The 18,804-nt window shown below is 73.5% G+C and carries 15 protein-coding genes; 14 read left to right on the forward strand and 1 reads right to left on the reverse strand.

All coding sequences use genetic code 11. From position 1 onward, the window contains the following. Positions 1-678: 678 nt before the first annotated feature. From ABZ840_RS22175 to ABZ840_RS22210, 8 genes are all read left to right on the forward strand, one after another. Complete coding sequence (locus ABZ840_RS22175) at positions 679-1,110, forward strand: extensin (RefSeq protein WP_361561806.1); 432 nt, start codon at positions 679-681, stop codon at positions 1,108-1,110. An 80-nt stretch (positions 1,111-1,190) separates the two neighbouring features. Beyond that, positions 1,191-1,628 (forward strand): phage tail protein, encoded by a 438-nt coding sequence (locus ABZ840_RS22180; protein WP_030613525.1) that lies wholly within the window; start codon positions 1,191-1,193, stop codon positions 1,626-1,628. After that, positions 1,629-2,354 carry a LysM peptidoglycan-binding domain-containing protein gene (locus ABZ840_RS22185; RefSeq protein ID WP_361561807.1) on the forward strand — a complete coding sequence of 242 codons (726 nt, stop codon included), beginning with the start codon at positions 1,629-1,631 and terminating at the stop codon, positions 2,352-2,354. Beyond that, positions 2,354-4,249, forward strand: coding sequence for a VgrG-related protein (locus ABZ840_RS22190; RefSeq protein ID WP_361561808.1), 1,896 nt, complete (start codon positions 2,354-2,356; stop codon positions 4,247-4,249). Before ABZ840_RS22185 ends, ABZ840_RS22190 begins: the two co-directional genes overlap by 1 nt. A gap of 55 nt (positions 4,250-4,304) precedes the next feature. Then, complete coding sequence (locus ABZ840_RS22195) at positions 4,305-4,787, forward strand: GPW/gp25 family protein (protein WP_361561809.1); 483 nt, start codon at positions 4,305-4,307, stop codon at positions 4,785-4,787. Further along, positions 4,787-6,745 carry a putative baseplate assembly protein gene (locus ABZ840_RS22200; protein WP_361561810.1) on the forward strand — a complete coding sequence of 653 codons (1,959 nt, stop codon included), beginning with the start codon at positions 4,787-4,789 and terminating at the stop codon, positions 6,743-6,745. Before ABZ840_RS22195 ends, ABZ840_RS22200 begins: the two co-directional genes overlap by 1 nt. Continuing rightward, entirely contained in the window at positions 6,742-7,311 is a 570-nt protein-coding gene (locus tag ABZ840_RS22205; RefSeq protein WP_361561811.1) for a phage tail protein, read from the forward strand. The genes ABZ840_RS22200 and ABZ840_RS22205 overlap by 4 nt, the downstream gene beginning before the upstream one ends. Further along, positions 7,308-8,675: a zinc ribbon domain-containing protein gene (locus tag ABZ840_RS22210; RefSeq protein ID WP_361561812.1), complete on the forward strand. Its 1,368-nt coding sequence runs from the start codon at positions 7,308-7,310 to the stop codon at positions 8,673-8,675. Before ABZ840_RS22205 ends, ABZ840_RS22210 begins: the two co-directional genes overlap by 4 nt. A gap of 77 nt (positions 8,676-8,752) precedes the next feature. Here ABZ840_RS22210 and ABZ840_RS22215 read toward each other — a convergent pair whose 3' ends face one another. Then, positions 8,753-11,599, reverse strand: coding sequence for a LuxR family transcriptional regulator (locus tag ABZ840_RS22215; RefSeq protein WP_361561813.1), 2,847 nt, complete (start codon positions 11,597-11,599; stop codon positions 8,753-8,755). A 204-nt stretch (positions 11,600-11,803) separates the two neighbouring features. Here ABZ840_RS22215 and ABZ840_RS22220 point away from each other — a divergent pair, with 204 nt between their 5' ends. The 6 genes from ABZ840_RS22220 to ABZ840_RS22245 all read left to right on the forward strand — a co-directional run bounded on the left by ABZ840_RS22220 (position 11,804) and on the right by ABZ840_RS22245 (position 18,739). Further along, positions 11,804-12,448: a response regulator transcription factor gene (locus ABZ840_RS22220; RefSeq protein ID WP_361561814.1), complete on the forward strand. Its 645-nt coding sequence runs from the start codon at positions 11,804-11,806 to the stop codon at positions 12,446-12,448. A gap of 136 nt (positions 12,449-12,584) precedes the next feature. Continuing rightward, a complete protein-coding gene (locus ABZ840_RS22225) occupies positions 12,585-13,229 on the forward strand; it encodes a DUF4255 domain-containing protein (protein ID WP_361561973.1) in 645 nt (214 codons plus the stop codon). Further along, a complete protein-coding gene (locus ABZ840_RS22230) occupies positions 13,226-15,307 on the forward strand; it encodes an ATP-binding protein (RefSeq protein ID WP_361561815.1) in 2,082 nt (693 codons plus the stop codon). The genes ABZ840_RS22225 and ABZ840_RS22230 overlap by 4 nt, the downstream gene beginning before the upstream one ends. A 307-nt stretch (positions 15,308-15,614) precedes the next feature. After that, the gene (locus ABZ840_RS22235) at positions 15,615-17,009 is read left to right on the forward strand and encodes a family 2B encapsulin nanocompartment shell protein (RefSeq protein WP_361561816.1); all 1,395 of its coding nucleotides are present in this window, start codon (positions 15,615-15,617) and stop codon (positions 17,007-17,009) included. Next, the gene (locus ABZ840_RS22240; RefSeq protein WP_361561817.1) at positions 16,996-18,306 is read left to right on the forward strand and encodes a cysteine desulfurase; all 1,311 of its coding nucleotides are present in this window, start codon (positions 16,996-16,998) and stop codon (positions 18,304-18,306) included. Before ABZ840_RS22235 ends, ABZ840_RS22240 begins: the two co-directional genes overlap by 14 nt. 193 nt (positions 18,307-18,499) lie before the next feature. Then, the gene (locus ABZ840_RS22245; RefSeq protein WP_361561818.1) at positions 18,500-18,739 is read left to right on the forward strand and encodes a hypothetical protein; all 240 of its coding nucleotides are present in this window, start codon (positions 18,500-18,502) and stop codon (positions 18,737-18,739) included. Positions 18,740-18,804: the final 65 nt, after the last annotated feature.

Consider the following 18,804-nt stretch of genomic DNA (forward strand, 5'->3'; position numbering starts at 1 on the left):
CTGCGCCGCCTTCCCCAAGAGGGCACGGCAGCGGGCCGCGGGAGCGAGCCGAGGAAGACCGTACGGGCAGTGGGCGGCCAGCCCGCCGCAGGTGGCCCCGGGGCACCGGTCCAGCGTGCGGTCCGGGGCCCTGCGGCCCAAGGCCCCACGGCCCAGAGCCCCGCGGCAGCCCCCGCATCCCAGCGGCCCCCGGCCCAGCGCTTGACGACACATCAGCCGGTGTCGGCGGCAGGCCCGGCCTCGCCGAGTGCGGCCCCGGCGCCCCCCGCCTCTCCGGCATCCCCCGGTCCGGCTGGGCAGCAGCCGGGCGTGCCGTCCGCGCAGGCGGCCCACGCGCCTGCGGCACCGCAGGGGGCCGGCCGGGCAGTTCCGCTGGCCCGGCCGGCGCCGACGCTGCCCATGCAGCGCCCGGTGCAACGGGCCACCGCGACACCTCCGGTGGCAACACCGCCCGTGGCACCCCTCACGGCACGTCCCACGACAGGACCGGCATCGGCACCACTGGCAACGGCCCCACTGGCATCGGCATCACCCGCGGTGCCACTGCAGGCAGCAGCACCGCAGGGAGCAGCACCCCAGGCAGTGGTGCGGCCGGGCACGACACCGCCGGCCGCGATGCCGGCCGGCGGACCCGGCGGATCCGGCGCCCCCGCCGCATTCCCGGTACAGAAAACGTCAGTGAGCACCCCGACTTCGGCCCCGGTCTCGGCCCCGATCGCGGCCTCCGCACCCGCGGCGGCCCCCTCCCGGCCGTCGGCGAAGTCTTCGCCGACGGCCACGGCGGCCCCCGCGTCCGCGCCCCCGGCCGCAGCCGAAGCCGCGTCCTCCTCCGGCCCCACCTCCGTGCAGCGGGCCGGGAAGGGTGCGCGGCAGTCGCGGAGCACGTCGCGGCCGGTGGGCGGCGGGGCGTCGCACCGCTCCGCCAACAACTCGCGGCAGAACAGTGGCGCGGGGACGCCGGACGCCGGTGGCTTCGACGCACGGCAGCTGACGGACGGGCAGGTCGATGAGCTGACGCACCGTCTCATCGGGCCGCTGACCCGGCTCCTCCGTACCGAGCTGCGGCTCGACCGCGAGCGGATCGGGAGGCTGCGCGATCCCCGTCGTTGACCGGGTTCTCCCCGCCCGCCGCCGCCCCGACAGCCACCGACCAGCAGAACCCATGAGCCGCACCAGGAAGGCCCAGCTCGATGCCGCAGGACCAGGACCCCGGATCCACGATCTTCTTCAACCTGACCATCGACGGTGAGAGCCTGGGCGACTTCAACGGGTGCGAGGGCCTGTCCTCGGAGGTGGAGATCGAGCAGCGGCAGGAGGGCGGCAACAACGGCTTCGTCTGGCAGCTGCCCTCCCGTGTGAGCTTCTCGCACATCACGCTGACCCGGCCGCTCACGCCGGACACCGCGAAGGTGGCCGCCTGGGTCTCCTCCGTCACCAGCGGCGTGGTGCGGCCGACCGCGCAGATCGCCGCGTTGCGCGCGGACGGCTCGGTCGTCGCCCGCTGGGGACTCCTGGACGTACTGCCGGTCAGCTGGCGCGGGCCGTCCCTGGACCCGGCCAGCCCGGCCGTGGCGACCGAGACGCTGGAGATCGCGCACCACGGCTTCACGGATGCGGGGGCGGCGTAGATGCCGGGCAAGGGAAAGGGCGGCGCGGGCAAGAGCCTGGTACGGGCGACGCTCGCCATCCATCAGCCGCCGCTCGGTTACAGCACCAAGCCGGGCGGTCTGATCAGCACGTTCCACTTCGACTTCAACCCGGCGCAGCTCGCGCTGAGCCGGCGTGCCGAGTGGAAGACCACGCCGACCGCCGCCGTGCGGGACGGCGCGCTCCCGGAGTTCATGGGGGCCGCGCCGCGCGAGATGACGGTCGAGGTGTTCCTGGACAAGTCCGGTGAGCCGGACAGCAACGAGGTCCGCAAGAACGTCGAGGCGCTGTTCTCGTGCTGTGAGGTGACCTCGGCCAGCATCGCGGCGAAGCAGCCGTCGACGCCGTGGGTGGTGTTCGAGTGGGGGTCGTTCTCGACAGCCCGGTTCACCGCGTACGTCAGTGCCGTGGACGCGCAGTACACCCTCTTCGGCACCACCGGCGTGCCGATCCGCGCCACCTGCCAGGTGCAGCTGCACGAGATCCCGAGCCAGACCGCGGGCCAGAACCCCACCTCCGGCGCGCTCACCGCACGCCGGGTGCACCGCGTGGTGGCCGGCGACTCGCTGCAGTTCCTCGCCTTCCGTGAGTACGGCGACGCCACCGCCTGGCGCACCATCGCCGAGGCCAACAACATCGACAATCCCGCACAGCTGCGGCCGGGGATCGAACTGATGCTTCCCGCCGCTGAAGAGGTCGGCTCCTGATGACCCAGATCGGTTACTCCAACGTCTTCCACGTCAAGGTCGGTGGCGCGCCGCTGAAGCCGCAGCACGCCCGGCTCCTGGTCGGGGGCTGGGTCGACTTCGGGGCCGGGGTGCCCGGTGCCTTCGAGCTCACCTTCCGGGACCCCAAGCGGAAGCTGCTCGGCGAGGCGGGCATCAAGATCGGGGCCAAGGCCGAGCTGGCGCCGGTGGCCGACGGCCAGGGCGCGCAGTCCGTGCTGCTCACCGGCGAGGTGACGGGGCTGGAGACGGACTACGACGGCACCGGCACCTTCACCGTCGTACGGGGTTACGACCTGGGCCACCGGATGCTGCGGCAGCGCCGGGTGATGGGTTACCGGTCCATGACCGCGTCCGACATCGTCCGCAAGCTGGCCGGCCAGGACCGGGTGCCGGTCGGCCGGATCGACGGCACCACCGCCAAGTACGAGTTCCTCACCCAGGCCAACGTCACCGACTGGGACTTCGCGTGCCGGCTGGCCGATGAGAGCGAGCGGGTGCTGTCGCTGAGCTCCAAGGGCAAGCTGCAGTTCGTCAAGGCCGATCCGGCGTCCGGCGCGCCCCCGGTGAGCACGCCGAGCGAGAAGAGCCCGTTCGTCCTGGAGGCGGGCGTGGACATCCTGCGCTGCCGGGCCGCGGTGACCTCCGCCGACCAGGTGAGCCGGGTGGAGGCGCGGGGCTGGGACGTGACGACCAAGCGGGACCTGGTGGGCCGGGCACCCGCCAGTACCACTCCCGGTGTGTCGATCGGGACCACCCCGGGGCAGGCGTCCTCGGCGTTCGGCGCCGCCACCCTGGTGGAGACCGACACCCCGCTCGACACCCAGGCCCAGGTCCGGTACGCGGCGCAGGCCGTGGCCGACGACGTGACCGGGGCCTTCGCCGAGCTGGAGGTGACGGTGCGCGGCAACCCGAAGCTGCGGCCCGGCGTGCCCGTCGCGCTCGCTGACGTGGGCGAGCCCTTCGAGGGCAAGTACACGGTGACCGCGGCCCGCCACTCCTTCGGGGACGGCCGGCACTACGAGACCGTGCTGACCGTCAGCGGCCGTCAGTGGCGGTCCCTGTACGGCCTGGCCTCGGGCGGCACGAGCATGCAGCCGAAGCTGCCGAGCGTCGCCAACGCGCTGGTCACCGATATCAAGGACCCGCTGAAGCAGGGGCGGGTCAAGCTGCAGTTCCCCTGGCTGGACGACAAGTACACCAGCGACTGGACGCGGACCGTGCAGTTCGGCGGCTCCAAGGGCGGCGGAGTGATCGGCCCGGACGTCGGTGACGAGGTGCTGGTCGCGTTCGACCGGGGCGCCCTGGACCACCCGTACGTCATCGGCGGGCTCTACAACGGCAAGGACAAGCCGGACCCCGTCGACGTACCGCTGTACGACTCGACGCGCGGCACCGTCAGCCGGCGCACGCTGGCCGACCGCAGCGGCAACCGTGTCGACCTCCTCGACCAGCGCACCGGCGGCAAGCGCGGTGTGCGGCTGAGCACCGGGGACAACAAGCTGACGGTCAACCTGGACCGTACGGGCACCGAGATCGCCATCGACAGCTCCGGCAGCGTCACCATCAAGGGCAGCCGGTCGGTGTCGGTGGAGGCGGGCACGGACCTGGACCTGAGCGCGCGCCGCAATCTGACCATCAAGAGCGGCGGCATGCTCAACATCCAGGGCCGGGGGCTGGTCAACCTCAAGTCCCTCGCCGGAGCGGTCAACGTGGACGCGATGGGCGCGCTGAGCCTCAAGGCGCTGGGCGCCGCGACGGTCAGCGCCGGCGGCACCATCCAGGTCAACTCCGTCGCCAACGTCGGCATCCGCGCCGCCACGCTCATGCTCCAGGGTGTCGTGCTGGTCAACAACAAGCCGTACCCGATCCCGTGACCGCCGAGCGCATCACCGGGAAGGTCATGGAACAGAGAAGGCAGGTGGCTCACTGATGTCCGGACAGTTCGTAGGTTCCGGCTGGTCGTTCCCCCTGCGCATCAGCCCCACGGGCGGCATCGCCCTGGTCAGCGGGGAGCGCGAGGTCGAGGAGGCCATGCGGCTCGTACTGGCCACCGCGCCGGGGGAGCGCCCGATGCGCCCCGAATTCGGCTGCGCCATCCACGACATGGTCTTCGCACCGGTCAACGAGGCGACCGCCGGCCGCATCCAGCACGAGGTGTACGCCAGCCTCGACCGCTGGGAGCCGCGCATCGAGGTGGACGACGTCACCGTGACGGCCGGCGACGACCAGGGGGTGCTCTTCATCGACGTGCGCTACTCGATCCGCGGCACCAACAACCCGCGCAGCCTGGTCTTCCCGTTCTACGTCATCCCCTCGCACGACGAGCCGGCCGCTTCCGGCTCCACCGAGCCGGCCGGCGCGACCGGTATCTCCCTCCGCAAGTCCGACGAGCACATTGGAAGCGACCGCTGATGGCCCTGCCCTCCCCGAACCTCGACGACCGGCGCTTCCAGCAGTTCGTCGACGACGCCAAGCGCTACATCCAGCAGCGCGCCCCGGAGTGGACCGACCACAACGTCTCCGACCCCGGGGTGACGCTGGTGGAGACGGTCGCGCACATGGCCGATCAGATCGTCTACCGGCTCAACCGGGTGCCCGAGAAGAACCACCTGGCCTTCCTGGACCTGCTCGGCATCACGCTCTTCCCGCCCGCCGCGGCACGGGCGGACGTGACGTTCTGGCTCTCCGCGCCCCAGGAGCAGCCCGTACGGCTCGCCCTCGGGACCGAGGTCGCCACCGCGCGCACCGAGAGCGAGGAGGCGTCCGTCTTCGCCACCGAGCGTGAACTGGTCATCGTGCCGAGCGAGTTGTCGCACCTCGTGGTCCACCCGCAGGACGGTGAGGTGACCGAGCGGACCACCGACCTCGTCGAGGGCAAGGACGTGAACTGCTTCGCCGAGGCCCCGCGCCCCGGCGACCGGATGCTGTTCGGGCTGAGCGCCGCCGTACCGCACTGCGCCGTCGTGCTGACCCTGGAGAGCCGCGTCGACGGTGTCGGTGTGGACCCCCGGCAGCCCCCGCTGGTCTGGGAGGCGTGGACCGCGGACGGCTGGGCGCCGTGCGAGGTCGAGCGGGACACCACCGGTGGTCTGAACCGGCCCGGTGAAGTGGTCCTGCACGTACCCGGCGGGCACGTGCTGTCCCGCGCCGGCCGGCGGGAGGCCGGCTGGCTGCGCTGCCGGGTCACCGACCCCGTCGCGGGCCAGCCCTTCTACACCGTGTCGCCCACCGTCCGGGTGGCCGAGGCGTTCACCATCGGCGGCACCACGCCCGCCGTGCACGCCGACACCGTCCGCGACGAACTCCTCGGCGAGGCCGCCGGGCTGCCCGCCCAGCGGATGCGGCTCGCCCACGCGCCCGTCGTCGGTGACGTGCCGCCGCTGCACCTCCAGGTCGCCGAGCGCGACGGCTGGACCGACTGGGAGGTCGTCGGCCACTTCGCCGCCTCCGGGCCCGAGGACCGGCACGTCACCCTCGACGCCGCCACCGGTGAGATCGCCTTCGGCCCCGCCGTACGCGAACCGGACGGCACGCTGCGGCAGTACGGCGCCGTGCCGCCCAAGGGCGCCGTCGTCCGCGCCCGCCAGTACCGCACCGGCGGCGGCAAGTCGGGCAACGTCGCCCGCGGCGCCATCCAGGTGCTGCGCGACTCCGTCCCGTACGTCGCCGAGGTCACCAACCGCGAGGCCGCGAGCGGCGGCGTGGACGGCGAGACCGTGGAGGAGGCGAAGGTCCGCGCGCCCATCGCGCTGAGCGCCCAGGACCGGGCCGTCACCCTGCGCGACTACGAGGAACTCGCCCGCCGCGCGGCCCCCGAGACCGCCCGCATCACCTGCCTGGCCGCCGAACCGGACGAGCACGGCGCGCACGCCGTACGCGTCCTGGTCATCCCGCAGGCCGTACCGGACCCGGGCGGCCGGCTCCGCTTCGAGCAGCTCGTCCCCAACGACGCGTTGCTCGGCCGGATCACCCGGTACCTCGACGACCGGCGGCTGATCGGCACCCGGCTCGCCGTGGGCCCGCCGTACTACCAGGGCGTCACCGTCGTCGCGACGCTGCACGCCTTCCGCGGCACCGACACCGACCGGGTCCGCCGCGATGCCCACGACGCGCTCTACCGCCACCTGGACCCGCTGACCGGCGGCGCGCACGGCACCGGCTGGCCCTTCGGGCGGCCGGTGCAGGCCGGCGAGGTCTTCGCGGTCCTCCAGCGAGTGCCCGGCGTGGAACTGGTCGACCAGGTGCTGCTGCACCCCGCCGACCCGCTGACCGGCAAGCGCGGCGACCCCACCGACCGGATCGCCCTGGAGCCCTCCGCGCTGGTCTTCTCCTTCGACCACCGCGTCCGGGTGATCGGGGACGCCTCATGAGGGGCTCGGTCGACGGGCTCAGCTCGTCCGTACCGCTGAGCGACATGCTGCCCGCCGTCTTCGCCGAGGACGACCTGGCGCAGCGCTTCGTCGCCGGCCTCGACGAGGTGCTCGCGCCCATCCACAACGTCCTGGACTGCCTGGACTCCTACTTCACCCCCTCGCTCGCGCCGGTCGACTTCACACGCTGGCTCGGCGAGTGGGTCGGTGCCGCGCCCGACGGCGGACCGGACCTGCCCGAGGACCCGGCGCAGCTGCGCGCCGCGGTCGCCGCCGCCGTACGCCTGCACCGCATCCGCGGCACCCGGCGCGGTCTGGAGGAGGCCGTCCGGCTCACGTTCGGCGTCGCACCGGAGATCGCCGAGAGCGGTGGCGCCACCTGGGACGCCCGGCCCCTCGGCCCGTTCCCCGGCGGACGCCGCCCGAGCCTGCACGTGAAACTCCGGCTCCCCGACCCGGGGCCCCACGACGAACACCGGCTGGAGCGGCTCGTCGCCGCTGCCCGCCCCGCTCACATGCCCTACACGGTCCAGGTGACCGAAGCCGAAAGGACGACCGACAGGTGACCGACCACAACTCCGCCTCCGCCTCCTCCGCCCCCGGCGGGCCGGCGGACTGCCCCGAGTGCGGCACCCGTACGGCACCGGGCCAGTCGTTCTGCGACGGCTGCGGCACGGTACTGGGCTGGAAGCCGCCGAAGCTGGACGAGGGCCGTCCGGGCGCCCCCGGCGCACCCGCCGGGAGCGGCAGCCCCGCCGCCCCGGCCCCCTCCGCCGCGTCCCACGACACCGCCGGGCCCGAGGAGACGACGCTCCGTCAGGACGCCGTCGGCGGCGCGGACACCGCCGCGCCCCAGGGCACCGCCGACCCCCGGAGCGCCGCCGCGGCACCGTACGCCGCCGCGTCCCCGGAGCCCCCGCAGCCGCACACCACCGCCACGCCCGAAGGCCCCGCGGCGGCTGCCAACCCGTACCTCGACGCTGCTGCCGCCCCCGCCGACCGCGCGCAGCAGCCCCCGCACGACCAGGCGGCCGCAGACGAGCGGGCCAGGGCGCTGCTCATCCCGGTGGCCGACCCCGAGCAGCGGGTGGCGGCGACGCCGGTCGCGGCGCCGGTGCTGCCCGGCCGCCCCGAAGCGGCCCGCCCGGTCGCGCAGGGGCCCGCCATGGAGCCCGGTGAGGACGGCGGCCCGCCCTGCCCGTGGTGCTCCACCGGCAACCGCCCCGACCGCCACTTCTGCCGGCGCTGCGCCATGTCGCTCGCCGCGCGCCAGGACGCACCGGTCCGGCTCCCGTGGTGGCGCCGGATTCTGGACCGCCGCAACCGGCCGGCGCCGTGGGCCGGTTCCCGGCCGCGCCTCCGCCGGGACCTGGGCCGCATCTTCAGCTGGACGTTCCGCCTGATCGTGGTCGGCCTCGTGGTCTTCGGCCTCTTCAACATCGGCACCGCGGTGGACGCCGTGCGCGATCACTTCGCCAAGCGGGCGCAGGTCTCCCCGGAGAAATGGGCGGCTTCCCGGTCCTTCCCCGATCACGGCCCGGACCTGGTCGGCGACAAGTTCAACAACACCTGGTGGGGGCCGGGCGTCTCGCAGTCGGGCGAGGGGGAGTGGGTCGAGGCACGGTTCCACGACCCGGTCCGGCTGCTCGACCTGATGATCACTCCCGGCATCTCGAACCGCCCCGCCGACCTCACCAAGGCGGCCCTGCCGCACCGCATCGACGCCCTCGTGACCACGGCGGAGGGGAAGCACTTCACCAAGACCGTCAACCTCGACCAGGCCAGCGGCGCCCAGCGCGTCCCCTTCCGGGTCGGTGAGATCAGCTCCGTACGGTTCACGGTGCGGTCCGCCTACGGAACCGGATCCAAGAAGCAGGTCTCGTTCGCCGAGATCGAGTTCTTCGGGCGCTCCCAGTCGTCGACCTCGTGAGGTACGGCGACTGACGGCGAGACAGCTCTCCTCGGCCGGGCGGTGTGCCCGGCCGGGGGGCGTGGACCGCGGGAGACTCACCCCGCGTGCCGGTCGCCGTTCTCCCCGGTGTCGTCGTCGGCCAGCGCCTCGCGGAGCGCGGTCCGGCGCCTTATGCCCAGTTTGCGATAGGTGCTCGTCAGGTGCGTTTCGACGGTGCGGCGGGCGAGGTGCAGCAGGCCGGCGATCTCGTCGTTCGTACGGCCGTCGGCGGCGAGCGCGGCGATGCGGCGCTCGCTGTCGGTGAGGGCGCCAGCGCCGGTGTGCCGGGCGGGCCCGCGCCGGGCGCCGCTGTCGCGCAACGCCCGCTCGGCCCGGGCCAGGAGCGGCGCCGCGCCCATCTGGTCGGCGGTGGCCGCGGCCTCCCGCAGCAGGGGGCGGGCCCGGCGCGGATGCCCGGCGGCGGCGAGCTGACGGCCGTGCGTGATCAGCGCCGGAACCAGTTCGAGGTGCAGACCCTGCGCCGGCCCGGCGTCCGCAGCACCGCCCTCGGCGTCCGGCACCGGCGTCGGAGCGCCGTCCCGCAGGACGGTGACGGCCTGTCCGGTGAGTTCCAGGCCGTGCCGGCCGCCCGTGGCGGCGCCCAGGACACGTAGCGCCCGGCCCACCACGCGCGGAGTGTCCCAGACGGCCGCCAGCCGGTACTCCTCCTCGGCGAGCGGCAGCGCCGCCTGCGGCCGGCCCAGCGCCAGGTGGCATTCGGCGGCGGCCGAACGCCAGGGGGAGACGGCCGGGCTGAGGATGTCCCGGGCCGACTGCCGGCGTCCGCAGTCGAGGAAGTCGTCCAGGGCGCCCACCTGGTCCCCCTCTGCTGCGCGCAGCACGCCACGCGCGTAGAGGAAGCGGTTGAGCTGCCAGCCGTCGGTCGATTCATCGACATGTACCTCCGCCGCTATCCGGCGGGCGTCCGCCAGCCGCCCGGAGCGGACCAGCGAGATGACGGAGTGCGCCCGGATGTTGGTGGGCACCGCGCGCCCCGGGGCCACCCCCGACGCCCGCACTTCGGGGTAGTCCTCCGCCGTGAATTCGCCGCGCGCCGCCTCGGTGTCCGCACGTGTGTTGATGAGGGCGTGGTGGGCCGGGTGCAGGGGCGAGAGACGCTGGGTCAGCCCGTCCTGTACGTAGCGGTCGGCGTCCTCCAGCGCGTCCGCCCACTGGGCGACGGTGGAGGCCGCGCTCATGCGGTACGGCAGCAGCAGCCGGTCCTCGGGCGCCGCGACGAACTGCCGTATCTGCCGCATCGCGTCCTCGGCCGACAGCATGCCCGCGGCGGCCTCGTACCGGACCAGCAGGGTGTGCACGGCCGGACTGAGCGCGGTGGGGAGCCGCTTCGCGGTCTCCCGCAGCCGCTGGTGCACCTCGCGCCGGATGTCCCGGTCGTGGTCGGAGAGCAGCGCGGCCGCCGTCTGCACCGTACGGGCCAGCACCGGATCGTCCTGGTCGTCGATGCCCCGCAGGACATCGAAGGCGGCCCGCGCCTCGCCCCGGTGGACAAGCGCGGTGCCCAGCGTGAGCGCCGTCAGCACCCGTTCCCTGGGCGCCTGCTGAAGACGGAGCGCCTCGGTCAGCCGGGGCACCCCCGCCGACCGCACGGTGGAGAACTCCAGCGCGCCGAGACGCGTGAGCACTTCGGCGCGGCGCTCGCGCGACATCGGGGTGTCCAGCGCGCCCCGCAGATACGCGGCGGCATCGGCGTTCCGGCCGGCGCGCGAGGCCTCCGTCGCCGCGTCCAGCAGCATGTCGGTCACCCAGCCCACGCCCTCCGGGTGCGCCCGCAGCAGGTGCCAGGCCACCGCTTCGGCGCGGTCGCCGCGGTGGTACCGGTACGCGGCGGCCCGCCGGTGCACGTCGAGCCGGTCCTCCTCCGGCCAGCCGTCCAGCACGGCGCCGCGCAGCAGGGGGTGCGCGAAGAGCGGGCCGCCGTGCCCGGGATCGCGGCGCAGCAGGCCCAGCCGGGTCATCGCGGTGAGCCAGCCCGCGACCCGGGCCGCGCCCGCCCCGCTCACCTCGGCCAGCAGCCCGTCGGTGACCTGGGCGTTGCCGCCGCCGGTCTCCTCCAACTCGGCCAGGGCACGGGCCACGGCTGCGGTCTCGGGCCCGGCGCTGTCCAGCCACCACAGCACGGCGGCCGCGTAGGACCCCGGGTAGAGGTCGGCACAACTGTCGGGCAGCGCCACCCCGTCCCGGCCGCCGTCGGGCACCACCGCGCGCAGGTCGTCCAGCAAAGCCCGCAGCAGCAACGGGAGGCCGGCCCCTGCACGGACGCAACCGTCCACCCAGGCGTCCGCCGCGTCCGCGCCGAAGGCCGCGCGTACCAGTTCCGCCGAGGCCTTCGGGGACAGCGGGGCAGGCGCGTGTGCCCGCAGCTGAGAGGGCGACAGGGCATGCGCCAGACCGTGACCGGGCGGCGCGATGTCGTACTGGACACGCTCGCTCGCCACCAGCAGCACGGGCAGCCCGTCGAGGCGCCGGGCGGCCTCGGCCAGCCAGCGCCGTGAAGCGGAGTCGGCGAGGTGCACGTTGTCCACGGTCAGCAGCAGCGGCGAGGCGGACGCGTACGAGCGCAGCAGCCGCCACAGCCGGGCGGGCAGCCCGTCGTGGCGCGACGGCCGCTGCGCGTCCTCGTCCAGCCCCGCGCACGGCGGCGGCTCCAGCAGATGCAGTACGGGTCCGAACGCGGTGTCGGCGTTCTCGGCGGAACAATCGGTCCGCAGGACCCGCATCCCGTGGTCCTCTCCGTGCCGGGCCGCGGCGTCCAGAAGGGCACTGCGACCGGCCCCTGTGGGCCCCCGGAACAGCAGCAGCCGCCCCGTTCCGGCGCGGGCACGGGCGGCTTCGGCGGACAGCAGGCCGAGCGCGGTCTCGCGTTCGATGAGCGTGGTCACCGGCACCGACCGCCGCTGATCTCGTGGTTTGTCTCGTGGTCGGCCACGATTGCGGCTCTCGTGGTGCCGGCCGCAGGCTTGATCGCGTGCGTGCCGCTCACGGAACGGGGCCTGTCCGAAAGGGCACCGGACCGTCGGGCGCACGGACACCGAGAAGCTCGTACCCACTGCAGCGTACGTACCGCAGGGCAAGTATGTAAGGGAATGTCTGTGCACGTTCGGACCAGGGTCCCGGTCGTCGTCCACGCGTCGGATCCGCTCTCCCACGCGGGGGCCGTCAGCCAGCTGCGCGCGCAGCCGGAGGTCGAACTCGTCGACGACACGACGACACCCCTTCCGGAGGGCTCGGTAGCGGTCCTGCTCACCGAGAAACTGGACGAAACGGCACTGGCGCGGCTGCGCAGGCTCGTACGGACAGACGGTTCCCGGGCCGTTTTGGTTACCGAGCTGATCAGGGAGGCCGAGTTGCTGCAGGTGATTGAATGCGGCGTCGGCACCATCGTCTGGCGGCGCGAGGCCACCGGGAACCGGCTCCTGAAGGCGATCCTCGCCGCGGCACGCGGGGACGGTGATCTGCCCTCCGACCTGCTGGGACGTCTGATAAGCCAGATAGGCAGCATGCAGCGGAACGCGGCCGGGCCGGCCGACTTTCCCGCTTCCGGCCTCACCGCACGCGAGGTCGACGTGCTCCGCCTGGTCGCCGAGGGCCTGGGGACCGGTGAGATCGCTGGCAAGCTCTCGTACTCCGAACGCACCGTCAAAAACGTGATGCACGGCCTGACGACCCGGTTGCACCTTCGCAACCGGGCTCATGCCGTGGCGTTTGCTCTCCGTGAAGGCTACATCTGACGGATCGAGCGTCCGTCAAGGGCCCCCGGGGCATCGTTGGGTGCCCCGTGCGCGGCCCCGGAACGGCTGCCGGTACCGGCCCCGCGCGGTGACGATGGGGTGAGCACAAGACACGCGGCAAGTGAAGGGCACGACCGTGATCCACGAGGTGGACGAGGTACTCAAGGGGCTGCTGACCGGCGGTGCGCTGGCAGGCTCCGGCGTCGAGATCGCCTTCGACGCCCCCACCCGGGAATGGGCGGCCCGGCGCAACGGCCCGGTGATCGACGCCTACCTCTACGACATCCGCGAGGACGTCCAGCGGCGCCAGCGCGGCACCGTCCCGGTCCGTGACGAGCAGGGAGCGGTGCGGTCCCGACGGCAGCCGCCGCGCTGGTTCCGGCTCGCCTACCTCGTCACCGCCTGGACCAAGCGCCCGCAGGACGAGCACCGCCTGCTCTCCGCGGTGCTCGCCACCCTGATGCCGCACGAGACCCTGTCCCCGGACCGGCTGACGGGCCCGCTCGCGGAACTCGGCCTGACCGTTCCGCTGACCGTCGGCACCCCGCAGAGCGATGCCCGCTCCATGTCCGACGTGTGGACCGCGCTCGGCGGCGAGCTGAAGCCGTCGCTGGACGTCGTCATGACCGTGCCGTTCCCCGCGTACCCGGAGTACGACGCGGGACCGCCGGTCACCGAAGGCGCGGCGGTGCGCGTCCGCAACATCGACGGCTCGCTCGACGACAACGCCGAACGCCGGCACCGGCCCAGCCACCTGGCCGCCGGAGGGGCCGCACAGTGAGCACGCCCGCCCCCTCGCCCGACACCCTGCCCGCCGACGCCCGCTCCGCCGATCCGCTGCTCGCCCGCCTCGCCCGGCTGCGCGCACGCGTGGCGCTGCTGGTCGACCGGCGCCGCGCCACGGACCCGACCGCCGATGACCCGCTGCGCGGGCTCTACCTCTCCGAGGACGCGGTGCTCCACCTGCTGCGTACCGGCGAGGGCCCGGCGGCGGACGAGGCCGCCGAGCCGGACGCGCCCGCCCCGGCGGACGCAACGGAATCGCCGGCTGCCGCGGCGGACGACCGGCTGCGCCTGCTCGCCGGCCGGCTGGGCCTGACCGAGCTGGACACCCGCATCCTGCTCGTCGCCCTCGCCCCCGACCTCGACCGCGGCTTCGAACCGCTCTACGGCTACCTCAACGACGACGTGTCCCGCCGCCGGGCGACCACGGGGCTGGCGCTGGACCTGTGCGGGGTGCCCCCGCACGCCGCGGCGGCGCGCGCCCGGCTCCACCCCACCGCGCCGCTGCGAGCGCTGGGCCTGCTCACCGTCGAGGAGCCGGAGCGCCCCTTCCTCAGCCGTGGCCTGCGCGTCCCCGACCGGGTCCTGGCCCACCTCCTGGGCGACGACACACCGGACGCGGAACTCGCCGGCAGCGTCCGGCCGCCGGCTGCCGCGCCCGACCCCGGCCCGCTCGCCCGCGCGCTGGCCGAGCGGCTGGTGCGCGGACCGCTCACCGTCTACCTGCGCGAACACCGCGCCGGCGACGGTCCGGCCTGCGCCACCGCCGCACTGCACACCGCCGGGCTCGGCGCCCTCCACATCACACCGGAGGACGAGACGCCGTACGCGGAACTGCTGCGGGAGGCGCGGCTGACCGGCCGCGCGATCGTCGTGCCCGCCCTGCCCGAGCAGCCGCGTACGCTGCTGCGCGCGCTCGCGGCGGACGACGTCACCGTGCTCCTGGCCGACACCCGTCCGTACGACCCCCGGTGGTCCGACGACGGCCGTGATCCGCTCGTCCTGGACGTGCCCCGCCAGCGCGCGGGTGACGTGGCGGCCTGGACCGCGGCCCTCGAAGCCGCCGGTGGGTCGGTGGCCCCCTCCGAGGACGCCGAAGCCCCCGCCGTGGAACCGGAGTTCGACCTCGCGCCCGTCGTCGCCGCCTACCGGCTCGGGGAGACAGGCGTCCGCAGGGCCGCCCGGGCCGCGGTGGCGCTGGCGGAGTTCGACGGCACCCCGCTGACCGCCGCGCACCTGCGGCTCGCGGCGCGCCGGCAGTCCGCCTCCGGCCTGGAGCGGCACGCCCGCCGCATCAGCCCCGAGGTCGGCTGGGACGACCTGGTGCTGCCGGACACCCAGTTGACCGCACTGCGCGAGCTGACCCGGCGGGCCCGCCACCGCGACCGGGTCCTCGGCGACTGGCGGCTGAACGCCGGCGGCGGGCGCGGGCGCGGCGTACTGGGGCTGTTCGCGGGCGACTCCGGTACCGGCAAGACGCTCTCCGCCGAGGTGGTCGCCGCCGACCTGGGGCTGGACCTCTACGTCGTCCAGCTCTCCTCCGTCGTCGACAAGTACGTGGGGGAGACCGAGAAGAACCTGGAACGGATCTTCGCCGAGGCCGACCGCACCGACGCCGTGCTCCTCTTCGACGAGGCCGACGCCGTGTTCGGCAAGCGGTCGGAGGTCAAGGAGGCCGGCGACCGGTACGCGAACATGGAGAGCGCCTACCTCCTCCAGCGGCTGGAGTCCTTCGACGGCATCGCGCTGCTCACCACCAACCTGCGCGCCAACATCGACGAGGCGTTCACCCGCCGCCTGGACCTGATCGTCGACTTCCCGTTCCCCGCCCCCGACCAGCGCCTCGCCCTGTGGCGGCACAGCCTCGCGCACGTCCCCTGCGCCGAGGACATCGATCCGGGGCCGTGTGCCCGGGAGTTCGAGCTGGCCGGCGGCGCCATCCGCAGCGCCGTGGTCACCGCGGCCTACGCGGCGGCCGAGCGGGGCGGCCCGGTGGGCAACGCCGACCTGCTGGACGGCGCGCGACGTGAATACCGCAAGGCGGGCCGGCTGGTGCTGGACGACGCCGACTGGTGACGGCGGTACGGACGTCATCAAGCCGTTCCCGCAGGGCTGTTGGCGTGGGCGCACGATGTGCCGAAGAGGTGCGGTCCGTGCTGGTAGGGGCCTGGGGCGCTGGTCACACTGTGTTTCCCGAATAAATAGTTTCATTCCGGATCAATCGGTACAAAGGGCTGGCCGATCATTTCCGGACCGCGTGAGTGCGGCGCCTTCTTGTGGGCGGCGAGTGTCCAACGTGACGATCGCCCCGTCCCGGTCGGCGCCGCATCGGAGGCCGGGACTTCGCACGGGGCGACCCCCCTACCGACTTCCAGGAGTCCCCATGAACGACCACCGCCTCAGCCTCAGCCCGGACGCCGCACGGCAACTCGCCACGACCACCAAGACCCGCCCGCAGATGCGCGGCAGGACCCCGCGCTACCTGCTCCGCGCACTGCCCTGGGTGGACGTCGACTCCGGCGTCTTCCGCGTCAACCGGCGCCGCACCTTCCTGCTCGGCGACGACCGGATCACCGTCGACACCGACAACGACGGCAACCGCCGGGTGATCAGCGAGGACCTGCGGGAAATACCCTTCCTGCGCGAGGCCGACCCGGCCCTGCTCGACGAGCTGGCCCGCGGATTCACCGAAGTCACCTTCGACGCCGGGCAGTTACTGCGGAACGAGGGTGACACCTGCGACCGCCTCTGGGTGCTGGTCATGGGCCGCGCCGAGAAGCGGGTGACCACCCGCTACGGCGACGAGACCGTCCTGGAGGTGATCGGCGACGGCCAGTTCTTCGACGTCGACGCCTGGACCCGCGAAGAGCCCATGCCGTACCAGGTCAAGGCCCTCACCCCCGGCGTCGCGCTGTGCGTCGAACGCTCCGTGCTGGCCCGCCTGGCCGACCGCGACGAGGGGCTGTGCGCCGCACTCGACACATACCGCGAGGGCGGCGAGCGGCTCGCGGGCCGTGAAGCCCCCATCGAACTGGCCGGCGGCCACGTGGGCGAACCCGAACTGCCGGGCACCTACGTGGAGTACGAGGACACGCCCCGCGAGTACCACATGACCGTCGCCCAGACCGTGCTGCGCGTCCACACCCGCGTCTCCGACCTCTACAACGACCCCAACGACCAGGTGCGGGCCCAGGCCGACCTGACCATCCAGGCGCTGCGCGAGCGGCAGGAAGCCATGCTGCTGAACCACCCCGGATTCGGCCTGTTCCACAACGTCAGCCCCGGCCAGCGGGTCCAGACGCGCACCGGCGCGCCGACCCCCGACGACCTGGACGAACTGCTCACCAAGGTCTGGAAGCAGCCGGGCTACTTCATCGCCCACCCCCGGGCCATCGCGGCGTTCGGCCGGGAGTGTACGCGCCGGGGTGTGCCCCCGGTCATGGACACCCGCTTCGGCAGCCCGCTGCTGACCTGGCGGGGCGTGCCGCTGCTGCCCTCCGACAAGGTCGGCTTCAGCAACGGGTCCGGCGCCGCCGCCGGCACCACCGAGATCCTGCTCATCAGGACCGGCGAGGCCGAGCAGGGCGTGGTGGGGCTGCGCCCCTCCGAGGTGCCCGACGAGGTCGAACCCGGCCTGGCCATGCGGAACATGGGCACTGACAAGCGCGCGATCACCTCCTACCTGATGACCGCGTACTTCAACACCGCGGTCCTCGTCGAGGACGCCATCGCCGTGCTCCAGAACGTCGAGGTGTCCAAGTACCATGACTACTCCTGAGGCGCCCGCTCCCGAGGCCCCCGGCGCGTTCAAGGCACCCACCGGGCCCGGATTCGACCCCGAGTCCGTGCGGCGCGACTTCCCGGTACTGCACCGTACGGTCAACGGCCACCCACTGGTCTGGCTCGACAACGGCGCCACCACCCAGAAACCGCGCCAGGTGATCGAGACACTCGCCGGCTTCTACGCCACCGCCAACTCCAACATCCACCGCGGCGCCCACACCATGGCCCGCGAGGCCACCGAGGCGTACGAGGGGAGCCGCGCGGCCGTCGCGTCGTTCCTCGGCGCGGCGTCCGCGGACGACATCGTCTTCACCCGCGGCACGACCGAGGCGGTGAACCTGGTCGCCCAGACCTGGGGCCGGGCCAACCTCGGCGCCGGCGACGAGATCCTCGTCCCGGTCCTGGAGCACCACTCCAACATCGTGCCGTGGCAGATGATCGCCAAGGAACGACGCGCCCGGGTGGTGCCCGTACCGCTGCTGCCGGACGGGCAGATCGACCAGGACGCCTTCGCCGATCTGCTCTCCTACCGCACCCAGCTGGTCGCGCTCAGCCACGCGTCCAACGTGCTCGGCACCGTCCCGCCCGTGCGGGAGATGACCGCGCTGGCACACCGGTACGGTGCCAAGGTGCTGGTGGACGGCGCCCAGTCGGTCGCCCACTTCCCGGTGGACGTCCAGGCCCTGGACGCCGACTTCTACGTCTTCTCGGGCCACAAGCTGTTCGGACCCACCGGCATCGGCGCGCTGTACGGCAAGCCGGAGGTGCTGGCGGCGATGCGGCCGTGGCAGGGCGGCGGCAACATGATCGAGTCGGTCGAGTTCGGCCGGACGACCTTCGCCGCCGTGCCGCACCTCCTGGAGGCCGGCACCGGCAATATCGCCGGCGCCCTCGGTCTCCACGCCGCCATCGACTGGCTCACGTCCCAGGACCGCACCGCCGTCACGGCGTACGAGCAGGCCCTGACGGAGTACGCCGTACAGGCCCTGGCCACCGTCCCCGGGCTGGAGCTGCTGGGTTCGGCGCCGGACCGGATCTCCGTCCTCACCTTCACCGTCGCCGGGTACGACCCGGCGACCATCGCCGAGTGGCTGGACCGGGACGGCATCGCCGTACGCGCCGGCCACCACTGCGCCCAGCCCGCGCTGCGCCACTACGGCCTGGACAGCGCGGCACGCGCCTCACTCGCCCTCTACAACACACACCGGGAGGTGGACACCCTGGCCGCTTCACTGCACAGCATGCAGCAGGGCGGTGACGACCCGGCCCGCGATGCGATGAAGCGGCCCTGACGGCGGCCCGCGCCTCGACGCATCCGGACCACAATCGCGGACCGAGTCGTTAGCACAATGGAGTGCCTTCCGGAACTGGTCCGTTCCATTCAGGTGATGCCACGTGTGCTGTTGCGTACGCACGGTTACTCATCGATCGCGAGGCGGCGCAAGGGGCCGCCTTTCCGTGCTTGACCCAATGGAGGCATCCAACATGAACCGCACTGTGAAGCGCGTGGCCGCGGTCGTCGGCCCGGTCGCCGCACTCGTGCTGATGGCCGGTGGCACCGCCGCCGCCGACAGCGACGACTTTCTGAACAGCAAGATTGCGTCCACCGACTCCGGCTACTCGAACGCGACGGCGGGCCACCACGGCTCCCAGAGCACCGGTGCCGGGACGCACACCTCGCTGGTCCAGACCGGCGACTGGGACGACGAAGAGAGCGACGACTGACAGGCGCTTCCAGCCGGTCACCCGCGCCGGCCCGGTGCATACCGGGCCGGCGCGGGTACCCGTCG

Source organism: Streptomyces sp. NPDC047117 (assembly GCF_040643545.1).
Classification (GTDB): Bacteria; Actinomycetota; Actinomycetes; order Streptomycetales; family Streptomycetaceae; genus Streptomyces.